Annotated in this window: 11 protein-coding genes and 1 pseudogene; 2 read left to right on the top strand and 10 right to left on the bottom strand. The window is 73.6% G+C overall.

The genetic code is table 11. The annotated features are described in order from the left end of the window. The 6 genes from ACWEQL_RS35255 to pdhA form a co-directional block, all read right to left on the bottom strand. Positions 1 to 277, bottom strand: a 277-nt coding sequence (locus ACWEQL_RS35255) for a hypothetical protein (RefSeq protein ID WP_452154468.1), incomplete at its 3' end; no start/stop codon positions are given. A gap of 196 nt (positions 278 to 473) precedes the next feature. Then, entirely contained in the window at positions 474 to 1,703 is a 1,230-nt protein-coding gene (locus ACWEQL_RS35250; protein WP_452154467.1) for a benzoate/H(+) symporter BenE family transporter, read from the bottom strand. 161 nt (positions 1,704 to 1,864) lie between these two features. Beyond that, positions 1,865 to 3,025 carry an alkaline phosphatase PhoX gene (locus tag ACWEQL_RS35245; protein ID WP_452154466.1) on the bottom strand — a complete coding sequence of 387 codons (1,161 nt, stop codon included), beginning with the start codon at positions 3,023 to 3,025 and terminating at the stop codon, positions 1,865 to 1,867. A gap of 251 nt (positions 3,026 to 3,276) precedes the next feature. Further along, complete coding sequence (locus tag ACWEQL_RS35240) at positions 3,277 to 4,704, bottom strand: dihydrolipoamide acetyltransferase family protein (protein ID WP_452154465.1); 1,428 nt, start codon at positions 4,702 to 4,704, stop codon at positions 3,277 to 3,279. Positions 4,705 to 4,718: 14 nt separating this feature from the next. After that, on the bottom strand, positions 4,719 to 5,693 hold the full coding sequence (locus ACWEQL_RS35235; protein ID WP_452154464.1) for an alpha-ketoacid dehydrogenase subunit beta: 975 nt from the start codon (positions 5,691 to 5,693) through the stop codon (positions 4,719 to 4,721). Next, positions 5,693 to 6,847, bottom strand: coding sequence for a pyruvate dehydrogenase (acetyl-transferring) E1 component subunit alpha (pdhA, locus tag ACWEQL_RS35230; protein WP_452154463.1), 1,155 nt, complete (start codon positions 6,845 to 6,847; stop codon positions 5,693 to 5,695). The genes ACWEQL_RS35235 and pdhA overlap by 1 nt, the downstream gene beginning before the upstream one ends. A gap of 379 nt (positions 6,848 to 7,226) precedes the next feature. Between pdhA and ACWEQL_RS35225 the strand changes: the two genes are divergently transcribed. Beyond that, positions 7,227 to 7,886 (top strand): response regulator, encoded by a 660-nt coding sequence (locus tag ACWEQL_RS35225; protein ID WP_452154462.1) that lies wholly within the window; start codon positions 7,227 to 7,229, stop codon positions 7,884 to 7,886. A 65-nt stretch (positions 7,887 to 7,951) separates the two neighbouring features. Then, complete coding sequence (locus ACWEQL_RS35220; RefSeq protein WP_452154461.1) at positions 7,952 to 9,037, top strand: phosphotransferase; 1,086 nt, start codon at positions 7,952 to 7,954, stop codon at positions 9,035 to 9,037. Between the two features lie 9 nt (positions 9,038 to 9,046). Here ACWEQL_RS35220 and ACWEQL_RS35215 read toward each other — a convergent pair whose 3' ends face one another. The 4 genes and pseudogenes from ACWEQL_RS35215 to ACWEQL_RS35200 all read right to left on the bottom strand — a co-directional run. Continuing rightward, positions 9,047 to 10,726 carry a protein kinase domain-containing protein gene (locus ACWEQL_RS35215; RefSeq protein WP_452154460.1) on the bottom strand — a complete coding sequence of 560 codons (1,680 nt, stop codon included), beginning with the start codon at positions 10,724 to 10,726 and terminating at the stop codon, positions 9,047 to 9,049. A gap of 111 nt (positions 10,727 to 10,837) precedes the next feature. After that, positions 10,838 to 12,235, bottom strand: coding sequence for a protein kinase domain-containing protein (locus ACWEQL_RS35210; RefSeq protein ID WP_452154459.1), 1,398 nt, complete (start codon positions 12,233 to 12,235; stop codon positions 10,838 to 10,840). A 258-nt stretch (positions 12,236 to 12,493) separates the two neighbouring features. Beyond that, on the bottom strand, positions 12,494 to 13,063 hold the full coding sequence (locus ACWEQL_RS35205; protein WP_452154458.1) for a bacterial proteasome activator family protein: 570 nt from the start codon (positions 13,061 to 13,063) through the stop codon (positions 12,494 to 12,496). A 187-nt stretch (positions 13,064 to 13,250) separates the two neighbouring features. Next, positions 13,251 to 13,579: pseudogene (locus tag ACWEQL_RS35200) on the bottom strand (hypothetical protein); the annotation flags it as partial.

Genomic DNA, 13,579 nt, shown 5'->3' with positions numbered 1-13,579 from the left:
TGACCCGGGCGAGCCGGACCGGGTTGAGCAGGACGTCGCCGCTGGTGATCTGGTGCAGCAGTTCGGCGACCAGTTTCTGCTGCCGGTGCATCGCGGCGCGGTGGTCCGCCGGCCGCACCGAGTGCGGCGGCACCGCGCGGTCGGCGGGGGCGCCCGCCCCGATCACCCCGAACGGGGCGGGGCCGGCCAGTTCCAGGGCGGCCGGGAGCACGGCCGCGGCCATCAGGACGAGCGCGGCCAGAATCCGGAGGAGACGGCCAGGGTTGCCAGGCGTCATGCGGGTGCGTCCTCGGGGATCCGGTCACCCGGCGGCACCCGGGCGGTGGACGCGAAGACGTACCCGGGCCGGCGCGGCGCACCTACCGGCCTGCGAAAAAGTCACCGACCTGGCCGAACCTCCCTGATCATCCAAGTCATACCGATGAGTCCGATCAGGTGGACGCCCAAGACCGATCAGGTGGCCGCCCGTAACCTCAGGACCCGCGCCGCACGTGCAGCACGGCGTGGGTGGCCAGCCCCAGCAGCAGGCCCCAGAACGCCGAGCCGATGCCGAACGGGCTCATCCCCGACGCGGTCGCCAGGAAGGTCACCACCGCCGCGTCCCGGCCCGGCCCGTCGGCCACCGCGGCGGCCAGGCTGCCCTGGAGGGAGGCCAGCAGGGCGACCCCGGCGATCACCGCGATCAGCTCCTTCGGCAGTCCGGTGAACAACGCCACGAGCAGCCCGCCGAAACTGCCGACCAGCAGGTACAGCACCCCGGCCGACATCCCCGCGACGTACCGGCGGCGCGGATCCGGGTGGCTCTCCGGGCCGGCGCAGATGGCCGCGGTGATCGCGGCCAGGTTGATCCCCGGCGACCCGAACGGCGCCAGCAGCACCGAGATCCCGCCGGTCGCCCCGATCAGCAGCCGGTCGTCGGCCCGGTAGCCGAACGCCCGCATCACCCCGAGGCCCGGCGCGTTCTGCGAGGCCAGCGCCACGATCGTGAGCGGCAGCGCCAGGCCCACCAGGGCCGCCCAGGAGAAGGCGGGCACGGTCAGCAGCGGCCGGGTCGGCCCGCCCGGGCCCGGGTGGAAGGACAGCCCCGCGGTGGCGGCCGCCAGGGCCAGCCCGACCAGCAGCGCGACCGGGACGGCGTAGCGCGGCACCAGCCGCTTGGCCGCCAGGAAGGCCGCGAAGGCCCCCAGCACCAGCACCGGCGCGTGCTCCACCGCCGCGAAGATGCCGGCGCCGAAGGAGAACAGGATCCCGGCCAGCATCGCGTTCACCACCCCGACCGGCACCCGCGCGATCAGGCGCCCGAACAGCCCGCTCACCCCGAACAGCGTCACCACCACCGCGCTCACCAGGAAGGCGCCCACCGCCTCCCGGTACGGGTACGCGCCCAGGCTGGTCACCAGCAGCGCCGCCCCCGGGGTGGACCACGCGGTGATCACCGGGGTCCGGGTCCGCCAGCTCAGCGCCAGGCAGGTCAGCCCGCTGCCGACCGAGACCGCCCAGATCCAGGAGGCCGTGTGCGCCTGGTCCAGCCGCCCGGCGGCGGCCGCCGCGAGCACCACCACCAGCGGCCCCGTGAACGACACCGCCACGCACACCAGCCCCGCCAGCAGCGCGGGCCCCGACACGTCCGCCCGCAGCCCGCGCCGGCCCTCCCCCGCACCGGTGCGATCGTCCGCCGAGCGGGTCATCAGCTCCTCTGCCATCCCGGCAGTATCCCGGAGCCCGCCTCCCCGGGGCCCGGGAATATCCCGTTCCCCCGGTGGCCCGCCCGGACCGGCCGCGGAAAGCACGGCGAGGCCGTTCCTCCTCGCACCGAGGGGGAGGAACGGCCTCGCCGTGCCGCGTCGGGGGAGCCGGGGAGCGGTCAGGTCCGGAACGGGCCGGTGACCTCGTAGGTGATGCCGCCGCTGGAGGAGCCGGTGGTGCCGCGCTGGCTGGAGAAGTAGAGGCGGGTGCCGGACGGGGAGAAGGCCGGGCCGGTGATCTCGGAGCCGGACTGGCCGGTGATCCGCAGGAACGGTGCGACGATGTCGTCCGGGGTGATGATGCAGATCTCCATGTTGCCGCCGTCCTCGGCGACGTACAGGTCGCCGAAGGTGGAGCCGGTGACGTTGTCGACGCCGGTCAGCGGCGCGGTGCCGGGGCTGACCAGCGAGTCGTCGTAGGCCAGCTCGTAGGTGCCGGAGGCGAGGTTGACCTGCCAGACGCGGTTGTCGCCCTTGGTGGTGAACCACACCGTGTCGTTGGCGTAGTGGCAGCCCTCGCCGCCGTTGAAGCGCTTGGCGCCGGAGACCTGGTCGCGGGTGACGGTCGGGGAGCCGTCGGGGTCGGGCACGGTACCCCAGGTGAAGGTGCCGGAGGTGGCGGTGCCGGCCTTCAGGACCTGCAGGGTGCCGGCGGACAGGTTGCCCCAGGTGTTCGGGATGAACCGGTAGAAGCAGCCGTTGGTCTCGTCCTCGGTCAGGTAGACGACCTGCCGGACGGGGTCGGCGGCGGCCGCCTCGTGCTTGAACTTCCCCATCGCGTCGCGGCGGACGGCCGCGTTCACGCCGTACGGGTCGGTCTCGTAGACGTAGCCGAGGCTGACCTCCTCGCAGGACAGCCAGGTGTTCCACGGGGTCTTGCCGCCCGCGCAGTTCTGCCGGGTGTTGGAGAGGATCCGGTAGGCGCCGGTGACGTTGCCGGAGGAGTTGAACCGCACGGCGCTCGCACCGCCGCCGGGGTTGATCTCCGAGTTCGAGACGTAGATCCAGCCCGTCCCGTCGGCGAAGCAGGCACCGCCGTCGGGGGCGCTGTGCCAGGTGTACGAGGTGCCGGACACCACCTGGCCGGAGCGGGCGACGACCCGGCTGGTGAAGCCGCTGGGGAGCTGGATGCCGTTGGCGTCGGCGGCGAGCAGGGAACCGTAGGGGCTGGGGCCGTTCTGGGCCGGGGCCGCGTAGGCGGCCCCGTGCATGAGGGTGCCGCCGAAGGCCGCGGCCGAGGCGCCGACGACGGCGCCGCGCAGGAAGGTACGTCGTTCCACGCTGACTCCACTGGAGACGTGAGGGCCCGCCGTCCGGTCGGTCGGCGGTACGCGTCCCGGAAGGCTAGGGAGCGGGGGTGGACGCACCGGCAACGAGCGGTGAACGCCCGGCCCGCCCGCCGGGAACAGCGTTGTTCACCGTTCACGTACCGTACGCCTACACAGCGTCACCGTGCGGAGGGTCCGGACACGGCGAGGGCCCGCCCCGCCGGTGCGCGACCGGCGGGGCGGGCCCTCGTGGACCGTACGGGTCAGCCCCAGGTGATCAGCCGCTTGGGGCGCTCCAGCAGCGCCGCCACGTCGGCGAGCACCTTGGAGCCCAGCTCCCCGTCGACCAGGCGGTGGTCGAAGGAGAGGGCCAGCGTGGTGACCTGGCGCGGGACGACCTTGCCCTTGTGCACCCACGGCAGGTCCCGGACCGCACCGAAGGCGAGGATGGCGGCCTCGCCCGGGTTGAGGATCGGGGTGCCGGTGTCGACGCCGAAGACGCCGACGTTGGTGATGGTGACCGTGCCGCCCTGCATGTCGTTCGGCGAGGTCTTGCCCTGGCGGGCGGTGTCGATCAGCTCGCCCAGCGACGCCGCCAGGCCCGAGAGGGTCTTGGCGCCGGCGTCCTTGATGTTGGGCACGATCAGGCCGCGCGGGGTGGCCGCGGCGATGCCGAGGTTCACCTGGCCCTTGATCACGATCTCCTGGGACGCCTCGTCCCACTGGGCGTTGATCTCGGGGTGCCGCTTGATCGCGGTGAGCAGCGCCTTGGCGACCAGCAGCAGCGGGCTGACCCGGACGTCCCGGCCCAGCTCGCCGCTCTCCTTGAGCCGGCGGACGAACTTCATCGTCCGGGTCACGTCGACCTGGACGAACTCGGTGACGTGCGGGGCGGTGAAGGCCGAGGCCACCATCGCCTGCGCGGTCGCCTTGCGGACGCCCTTGATCGGCACCCGGACGTCGCCCGTGCCCGCGACCGGCGCCGGGACGGCCACCGGCTCGGCGGCCGGCGCCTCGGCCGGGACGGGCGCCGGAGCGGCCGCCGCGGTGGCGTACGCGTGGACGTCCTCGCGGGTGATCACGCCGTCCGGGCCGGTCGGGGTGACGGCCCGCAGGTCCACCCCGAGGTCCTTGGCGAGCTTGCGCACCGGCGGCTTGGCCAGCGGGCGCTCGCCCTCGGCCACGACCGGGGCCGCGACGGGCGCCGGGGCCACCACGGGCGCCGGCGCGGGGGCCGCGACCGGTGCCGGGGCGGCGGGTGCCGGGGCGACGACCGTGGTGGTGGTCGTCCGGCGCGCCCGGCGCTGGGTGACCCCGGTGCGCGGACCGTAGCCGACCAGCACCTCGCGGCGCTCCGGCTCGGCGGGCTCGGCCGCCGGAGCGGCCTTGGCCGGAGCCGGCGCCGGGGCGGCGACGGGAGCGGCCGGAGCCGCCCCGGCGACCGCGACCGAGATGATCACGGTGCCGACGTCGACGGTCGCGCCCTCGGGGAAGAAGAGCTGCTCGACGACCCCGTTGAACGGGATCGGCAGCTCCACGGCCGCCTTGGCGGTCTCGACCTCGCAGACGACCTGGCCGTCGGTGACGGTGTCGCCCGGCTTGACGTACCAGCTGAGGATCTCGGCCTCGGTGAGGCCCTCGCCCACGTCGGGCATCTTGAACTCGCGGAGCGAGCGAACTTCGGTGGTCATCTTCGCTCCTCGGTTCAGTAGGCGAGCGCGCGGTCGACGGCGTCGAGCACACGGTCCAGGTCCGGCAGGAAGGCTTCCTCCACGCGGGACGGCGGGTACGGCGCGTAGTAGCCGCCGACCCGCAGGATCGGCGCCTCCAGGTGGTAGAAGCAGCGCTCGGTGAGCCGGGCGGCCAGCTCGGCGCCCATGCCCAGGAACACCGGGGCCTCGTGCACCACGATGCCGCGGCCGGTGCGCTTGACCGACTCCTCCAGGGTGGCGAAGTCCACCGGGGAGAGCGAGCGCAGGTCGACGACCTCCAGGCGGCGGCCGTCCTCCTCGGCGGCCGCGGCCGCCTCCAGACAGACCTTGACCATCGGCCCGTACGCGATCAGCGTGGCGTCGGTGCCGGGGCGGACCACCCGCGCGGAGTGCAGCGACAGGTCGGGCGCGTCGGCGACCTCGCCCTTGTCCCAGTAGCGGCGCTTGGGCTCCAGGAAGATCACCGGGTCGTCCGACTCGATGGCCTGGCGCAGCATCCAGTGCGCGTCGTTGGCGTTGGAGGGGCTGACCACCCGCAGGCCGGCGGTGTGCGCGAAGTACGCCTCGTGCGACTCGCTGTGGTGCTCGACGGCGCCGATGCCGCCCGCGTACGGGATGCGGACGGTGACCGGCATCTTGACGTGGCCGAGCGCGCGGGCGTGCATCTTGGCCAGCTGGGAGACGATCTGGTCGAAGGCCGGGTAGACGAAGCCGTCGAACTGGATCTCCACCACCGGGCGGTAGCCGCGCAGCGCCAGGCCGATCGCGGTGCCGACGATGCCGGACTCCGCGAGCGGGCTGTCGATGACCCGGCCCTCGCCGAAGTCCTTCTGCAGGCCGTCGGTGATCCGGAAGACGCCGCCGAGCTTGCCGATGTCCTCGCCCATCAGGACGGTCTTCGGGTCGTTCTCCAGCGACTTGCGCAGCGCCGAGTTGAGCGCCTTCGCGATGCTGAGCTGACCGGCCATCAGTGGGACTCCCCCGCCTCGAAGGAGGCCGCGTACGCGATGTACTCGGCCCGTTCCTCATCCACCAGCGCGTGCGGCTCGGCGTACACGTGGTCGAAGATCAGCGTCGGGTCGGGGTCCGGCATGCTGCGCACGCCCTCGCGCACCCGCAGCCCGAGCTGCTCGCTCTCGGCCTCGACGGAGGCGAAGAACTCCTCGTCGGCCAGGCCCTGCTTCTCCAGGTGGGCCTTGAGGCGGGAGATCGGGTCCTTGGCCTTCCAGGCCTCGGTCTCCTCGGCGAGCCGGTAACGGGTCGGGTCGTCGGAGGTGGTGTGCGCGCCCATCCGGTAGGTGAACGCCTCGACCAGCACCGGGCCGTTGCCGCTGCGGGCGTGGTCCAGGGCCCAGCGGGTCACGGCCAGGCAGGCCAGCACGTCGTTGCCGTCGACCCGGACGCCGGGGAAGCCGAAGCCGGAGGCGCGGCGGTACAGCGGGATCTTGGTCTGGGTGGTGGTGGGCTCGGAGATCGCCCACTGGTTGTTCTGGCAGAAGAACACCACCGGGGCGTTGTAGACCGAGGCGAAGGTGAAGGCCTCGTTCACGTCGCCCTGGCTGGAGGCGCCGTCGCCGAAGTACGCGATGACCGCGTCGTCGGCGCCGTCCTTGCTGATGCCCATCGCGTAACCCGTGGCGTGCAGGGTCTGCGCGCCGATCACGATGGTGTACAGGTGGAAGTTCTTCTCGTTGGGGTCCCAGCCGCCGTGGTTCACGCCGCGGAACATGCCGAGCAGGTTCAGCGGGTCCACGTCCCGGCACCACGCGACGCCGTGCTCACGGTAGGTGGGGAAGGCGTAGTCGCCGGTGCGCATGGCGCGGCCGGAGCCGACCTGCGCCGCCTCCTGGCCCAGCAGCGAGGCCCACAGGCCCAGCTCGCCCTGGCGCTGCAGGGACGTGGCCTCGGCGTCGAACCGGCGCACGAGCACCAGGTCACGGTAGAGGGCACGAAGCTCGTCCGGCTCCACGGTGAGCGGGTAGTCCGGGTGCTCGACCCGCTCTCCTTCCGGGGTGAGCAGCTGCACGAGCTCCGGCTGGGCGTCCGTACCCGTGGCGCGGAGGGTGTCAGGGACGCCGGGGGCTGCCTTCTTGCGGGCCCTCGCCGTGCTTTTGACGGTCACGTTCACTCCTCGGTCTGTCCGGCCGCCCGGGGTCGCCGGTGACCGGTCCGGTCACCGCCTCGCGGGGCGCGCGTGGGTGTGCGCACCGGCTGCGGGGCAGGTGGTGATCCTTTTCCGACGGCGCCCTCACGAGAACGTTACCCAGCGGCGGCTCCAGGCGCGCTTGAGCTAGGACGTCCTAGTTGTTGAGCTTCGACAACCGCGGGTGTGGCGCAGCTCTCAATCTCGGTCGCCTTCAGGACACCAGCGCACGTTATCCGGGCGGAGGCCCCCGCGTAAGGGGGTTACCGGTATCGGTTTTGCCCGCTCTGGCCGGATAACGATCCTCCCCGGGTGCGGCAGGCGGGTTATTTGTAGGGTGATATGGGAGGCTTTGGACGTGACTGATAACGGACAAATCAGGGTATTCCTTCTCGATGATCACGAGGTGGTCCGGCGGGGCGTCCACGACCTGCTCTCGGTCGAGGAGGACATCGAGGTGGTCGGCGAGGCCGGCACCGCGGCCGAGGCCCTGAGCAGGATCCCCGCCGTCCACCCCGACGTCGCGGTGCTCGACGTCCGGCTGCCGGACGGCAACGGGGTCGAGGTCTGCCGGGAGATCCGCTCCCGGGTGCCGGGGATCAGGTGCCTGATGCTGACCTCGTTCTCGGACGACGAGGCGCTGTTCGACTCGATCATGGCGGGCGCCTCCGGCTATGTCCTGAAAGCGATCCGCGGCACCGATCTGATCACCGCGGTCCGGGACGTCGCCGCCGGCCGCTCGCTGCTCGACCCGGTCGCCACCAGCCGGGTGCTGGAGCGGCTGCGCGACGGCGGCGAGAAGGAGGACGAACGGGTCGCCCAGCTCACCAAGCAGGAGCGCCGGATCCTCGACCTGATCGGCGAGGGGATGACCAATCGTCAGATCGGCAACGAGCTGCACCTGGCCGAGAAGACGGTGAAGAACTACGTCTCCAGTCTGCTCGCCAAGATGGGGATGGAGCGACGCACCCAGGTGGCCGCCTTCGTGGCCCGCCGCCAGGCCGACCAACAGCACTGATCCGCCGCTTGCACAAACCTGACTCCCTGTCAAGGACCCCTGTGCGGGGGCCCTAGGGTCTGGCTGTGACTTTCAGCCAGACCCTCGCCTGCGCCCCGGCCCGCCCCGACCTCTCCGCCCCTCCGATGGGAACCCTCAGCCCACCGGTCCCGCACCTCGCGCTCGCCGAGGTCCTGCACCGCTACCGGGTCGGCGGGCTGCTCGCCGCCGAACCCGTCGCCGAGGGTCTGCTGAACCGCGGCTACCGGGTCACCACCGAGGCCGGCCCGTACTTCCTGAAGTGCTACGTCGACGCCGCCACCGCCAACCGTCCGGCGATCACCGCCCACCACCGCGCGATGGCCGGCCTGCGGCTGCGCGGGCTGCCCGTCACTCCTCCGCTGGCCGGTGAGGACGGCCGCACGGTCACCGCCTGCGGCGGCCGGCTGTTCGCGCTCTTCCCCTGGGTCGAGGGCGGGCACCGGCACGGCACCGATCTGAACCTCACGCAGTGCGACGACCTGGGCGCGCTGCTCGGCCGGCTGCACGGCGCGCTCGACGAGGTGTGCGCCCCCGTCGCCCAGCCCGCCGGGTACGGCACCGCCGACCCGCTGGACAGCGCCGACCTCGCCCGGGACCTGCTGGAGCGCGCCCGGGGCCACCACCCGTACGGCGACCTGGACGCGCTGGCCGAACGCCGGCTGGCCGAACGCCTGGACCTGCTGGCCGAGTACGCCCACCGGCGCCCCGCCCCGCAGGCCGCCCCGCCCACCGGCTGGACGCACGGCGACTTCCACGGGCTGAACCTGCTGCACCGCGACGGCCGGGTCTCGGCCGTCCTGGACTGGGACAAGCTCGGCCCCCAGCCCCGCGCCGAGGAGGCCGTCCGGGCCGCCACCCTGCTGTTCAACGACCGCGCCACCGGGGTGCTCGACCTGGTCCGGGTCCGGCACTACTCACAGGCGTACCGCGCCACCGGGGCCGCCGACGCCGGGCAGGTCGCGGCGGCCGTGCACCGGGTCTGGTGGGAGCGGCTCAACGACTTCTGGATGCTCCAGTGGCGCTACCAGCGCGGCGACCACCGCGCCGACCCGCTGTTCCCCGCCTCCGCGGGTCAGTTGGCGTGGTGGTGCCAGGAGTACGAGCAGGTCCTGGACGCCTTCGCCAACTGACCCGGACGGTCAGCCCGTCGCCGGGGTGCCGGTCGCGCCACCCGTGGGCGGCGGGCTCGCCGTCGTGGTCGGCGGCCTGGTGCCGCCGCTGCTCGTCGCCGACGGGGTCGCCGAGCCGCTGGCGGTGGCCGTCGGCGACTTGGTGCCGCTGCCCGTCGCGGTCGGGCTCGGCGTGTGCTTGGTGCCGCCGGTGTACGTCGGCTGCGGGCTCATGTTGTTGTCGGTCGGCTGCTGCGGCTTCTTGCTGGTCGGCGCCGCCGTGGTGGTGGTCGCCGGCGAGGGCCCGGTCGTGGTGGGCGCGGCCGTGGTCGTGCTGATCACCGCGGGGGGCGTGGTCGGTGTGTCGGACGGGTTGTCGCCGTTCCCGCTCAGCGCCAGCGCGATGCCGACGCCGGAGGCCAGCACCACCGCCGCCACACCGGCGATCCAGGCCCACGGCCCGCGTCGCCGGCCGCGGCCGTCGCCGTTCCCGTCGCCGCCCGAACCGCCGTCGCCGCCGTTCCCGCCGTACGGGCCGCCCGCCCCGGGGTACGGCGACGCCGGGGTCTGCCCGCCGTGCACGCCGTACGGCAGCACCGCCGTCGGATCGCCCGAGCCCGCGCCGTACGGGGTGTCGGCGCCCGGGTAGTCCCCGGTGTCCCCGCCCAACGGGCCGCGGTCGCCGCCCTGGCCGGCGGCGGCCAGCCCGGCCGCCGCGGCACCGGCCGCCCAGCCGGCCCCGGCGGCGCCGTGCATCTCGCGCAGCGCGTGCTGGAGGTGGGCACGGAACTCGTCGGCGCTCTGGAAGCGCTCGTCCGGGTTCTTGGCGAGCGAGCGCAGCACCAGCGGGTCGAGCGCGGTGGGCACCCGGTGGCTCGCCTGCGAGGGCGGCACCGGCGGGTCCTGGACGTGCTGGTAGACCACCGAGAGCGGGGTGTCGCCGGTGAACGGCGGGCGCAGCGTCAGCAGTTCGTAGAGCATGCAGCCGGCCGCGTACAGGTCGGAGCGGTGGTCGACCGGCTTGCCGAGGGCCTGCTCGGGCGAGAGGTACTGCGGGGTGCCCATCACCATGCCGGTCTGGGTCATGGTGGAGGCCGCGCCGGTCAGCGCGCGGGCGATGCCGAAGTCCATCACCTTGACCGCGCCGCCGCTCGTGATGATCACGTTGGCGGGCTTGATGTCGCGGTGCACGATGCCGTGCCGGTGGCTGTAGGCGAGCGCCTCCAGCACCCCGGCGATGATGATCAGCGCCTGGTCGACCGGCGGCGCCTCCTCATCCACCAGCAGTTCGCGGACGGTCCGGCCCTCGACCAGCTCCATCACGATGTACGGCGTGGACTCCTCGCCGACGTGCTCCTCGCCCGTGTCGTAGACCGAGACGATGGAGTGGTGGTTGAGCGCCGCGACCGAGTGCGCCTCGCGCGTGAAGCGCAGCCGGGCGACCTCGTCCTGGGCGAGGTCGCCGCGCAGCAGCTTGACCGCGACCGTGCGGCCCAGCCGGACGTCCTGGGCGGCGAAGACCTCGGCCATGCCACCGCGCCCGAGCCGGTGGGTCATCCGGTAGCGGCCGTCCCCGACGGTGCCCAGCGGGGCCGCGGTCCCGCGGCCCGGGGTCTGCGGCCCGCCGACCGGCGGGAGCGCGGCCGTCTCGGCGCCGTCCTCACCGGACGCCCGGGCGCCCTCGTCGTCCGGATGATGCGTCTGTGCCATCGCTCCTCGCCCCGGGCCTTCGCTCGGATCGCGGTGCCCTGTCGCTTCGTATTCCCTGAACGCTACCGCCTCCGGCCGGTTCCCGTACGCGCCCTGTTCGGGCGGGGACCGTCAGAGCAGGTCGTTCCGGTCGGCCGGGGCGTCCAGGTGCAGCACGGTCGCGGGACGGTCCGCGGCACGGCCGGTGCCGTCGGTGGTCTGCGCGTTCGCCTTGGTGGCGACGATCGCGATGATGATGATCACCAGCACGATCACACCGATGACGATGCCGACGATCACCATCGCGGTCCCGCAGCCGTTGCCGCTGGCCGGGGCCGGGGCCGGCTTGAACTGCTGCGGCATCGGCATCGGCATCGGCATCGGCATCGGCTGCGGCACCGGGGTGTGCTGCTGCGGCGCGAACGGCGTCGGGGTCGGGAAGGCCGGCGGCGGGGTCTGGAACTGCGGCTGCGGCTGCGGGAAGGGCTGCGGGGTCGGCGGCGGGGTGCGGTACGCCGGCGGCGGGGTCTGGAAGGGCTGCTGCTGCGGGAAGGGCTGCGGCGTCTGCGGGGCCTGCGGCGCGGCGGTCGCGGCCCGCGGGCCCTCGGCGATCACCAGCGGGGTGTTGGCGCGGGCCTGGCCCTCGCCCTTCTCCACCGCGAGCAGCCGCTCGGCCTCCTCGCGCATCTCGGCGGCGCTCTGGAAGCGGTGCGCCGGGTCCTTGCGCAGCGCCTTGGCCACGAACGCGTCCATCGCCTGGCCGACCGACCGGTTGATGGTGGACGGCGGGACCGCCTCCTCCTGGACGTGCTTGTAGGCGATCGAGAAGGCGGAGTCCCCGTCGAAGACCAGCCGGCCGGTGAGCAGTTCGAAGAGCATCACGCCGACCGTGTAGAGGTCGGAGCGGGCGTCCACCGGCTTGCCGAGCGCCTGCTCGGGCGACAGGTACTGCGGGGTGCCGACCACCATGCCGGTCTGGGTCATCGAGGTGACCCCGGACTCCAGGGCACGGGCGATGCCGAAGTCCATGACCTTGACGGTGCCCTTGCGGTCGAACATGACGTTGCCGGGCTTGATGTCGCGGTGGACCAGGCCCTGGTCGTGCGAGGCCTCCAGCGCGGCGAGCACGCCGATGGTCACCCGCAGCGCCTCGGCGGTCGGCATCGCGCCGTGCTCGGCGACCGCCTCGTTGAGCGCCTCGCGCAGGCCCTTGCCGTCGACCAGCTGCATCACGATGTACGGCGTGGTGGAGCCGTCCGCGGCGACGTCCTCGCCGGTGTCGTAGACGCGGACGATGTTCTCGTGCTCGAGGCGGGCGACGGCCTGCGCCTCGCGGCGGAAGCGCTCCTTGAAGGAGGCCTCGCGGCCGAGCTCGGTGTGCAGCGTCTTCAGCGCGACCTGGCGGCCCAGCACGTTGTCGTACGCGAGGTGGACCGAGGCCATGCCGCCCTCGCCCAGCAGGCGCTGCAGCACGTACCTCCCGTTGCCCAGGGAGTAGCCCTCGACCGCCGAGTTGCCCTGCTCGCTCATGGTCCCTGCTCCCCCTCGACGCGGTGTGCCACCGCGACCGCACGTTCGGTCTCGTCCGTACCCTCGTTGATCGGGCCCGGTCGCTGCGCTGCCCGGCCCCCGTCGCGGCCTCGGTCGGGCCCGCGACAGGGGCCCAGGGTATCGGCTCCCGGGGACACCTCTCGGTGCAGGGCCGACACTGTGTCCGGGCCGCGATCCGGGGCGTGCGAACGGCCGCCCGAGGACCGCCGCCGCCCCGTCACCGCCCCGGCGGGCCGCCTACAGGTAGGGGCCCGAGCGGATGCCGCGGCCCTCGCCCGGCTCGTCGCCCTCCGGCTCGGCGCCGTGCAGGCCGGGCGGCAGTGCCCGCCTCATGCTCTCCAACTGCGCCCGCGCCGCCATCTGCTGGGCGAACAGCGCGGTCTGGATGCCGTGGAACAGCCCCTCCAGCCAGCCCACCAGCTGCGCCTGGGCGATCCGCAGCTCGGCCTCGGTCGGGATGCTGTCCTCGGTGAACGGGAGCGACAACCGCTCCAGCTCGGCGACCAGTTCGGGGGCCAGGCCGAGCTCCAGCTCCTTGATCGAGCTGGCGTGGATGTCCTTCAGCCGGGCCCGGCTGGCCTCGTCGAGGGGAGCCGCCCGGACCTCCTCCAGCAGCTGCTTGATCATGCTGCCGATCCGCATGACCTTGGCGGGCTGCTCCACCATCTCGGTCACCGGGAGCTCACGGGGCTCGCCGTCGTCGTCCGACGGCACGGCGAAGCCCTGCCCCACCGGCAGCCCGTCCGGTCCGACGATCAGCACCTTCTGGCCGTCCTGCTGGGAGCGCTCGTTCATCGGATTCGTCATGAACAACATTCTCTCTCACTGGGGTTGCCCGGATGGAAGTCCCCGGGACACCCCCGCCCCCACCCGGGCACGACGGTACGCCCCACCGCGGCGCCCGGATATCCGTACGGATACTCAGATCGCCGCCCCCGTGCGGCCGCCGGTCCACCTGTCCACCAGGCCGCGCGGCCGCCGGTCCGCCCGACGATCAGCCGCGGCGCAGCCGCAGGCCGATCAGGCCCAGGCCGCAGCCGATCAGGCCCAGGCCCGTGCCGAGCGGCAGCTGCAGGGTCGAGGCGTCGGTCCAGCGGGTGGGCGCCACGATCGTGACCGGTCCGACCGTGACCGGCGCGGCGACGGCGGTGGTGCCGTCCTCGGGCGCGGGCGCGGCGGCGGCCGCGCCGGCGCGCGCGCCCCCCCGCCCGCCCGCCCCCCCCCCGCCGGGGCGCCGGTGGGCCCCCCGCCCGCCCCCGGACAGCACCCCGGCGGCGACCGTGGAGACCAGCGAGTCGGTCTCCCCCTGCGTGTTCTCCAGCG

It is taken from the genome of Kitasatospora sp. NPDC004240, from assembly GCF_053603215.1.
The sequence above is the reverse complement of the archived record's forward strand: the minus strand, read 5'-3'. Positions and strand labels throughout refer to the sequence as shown.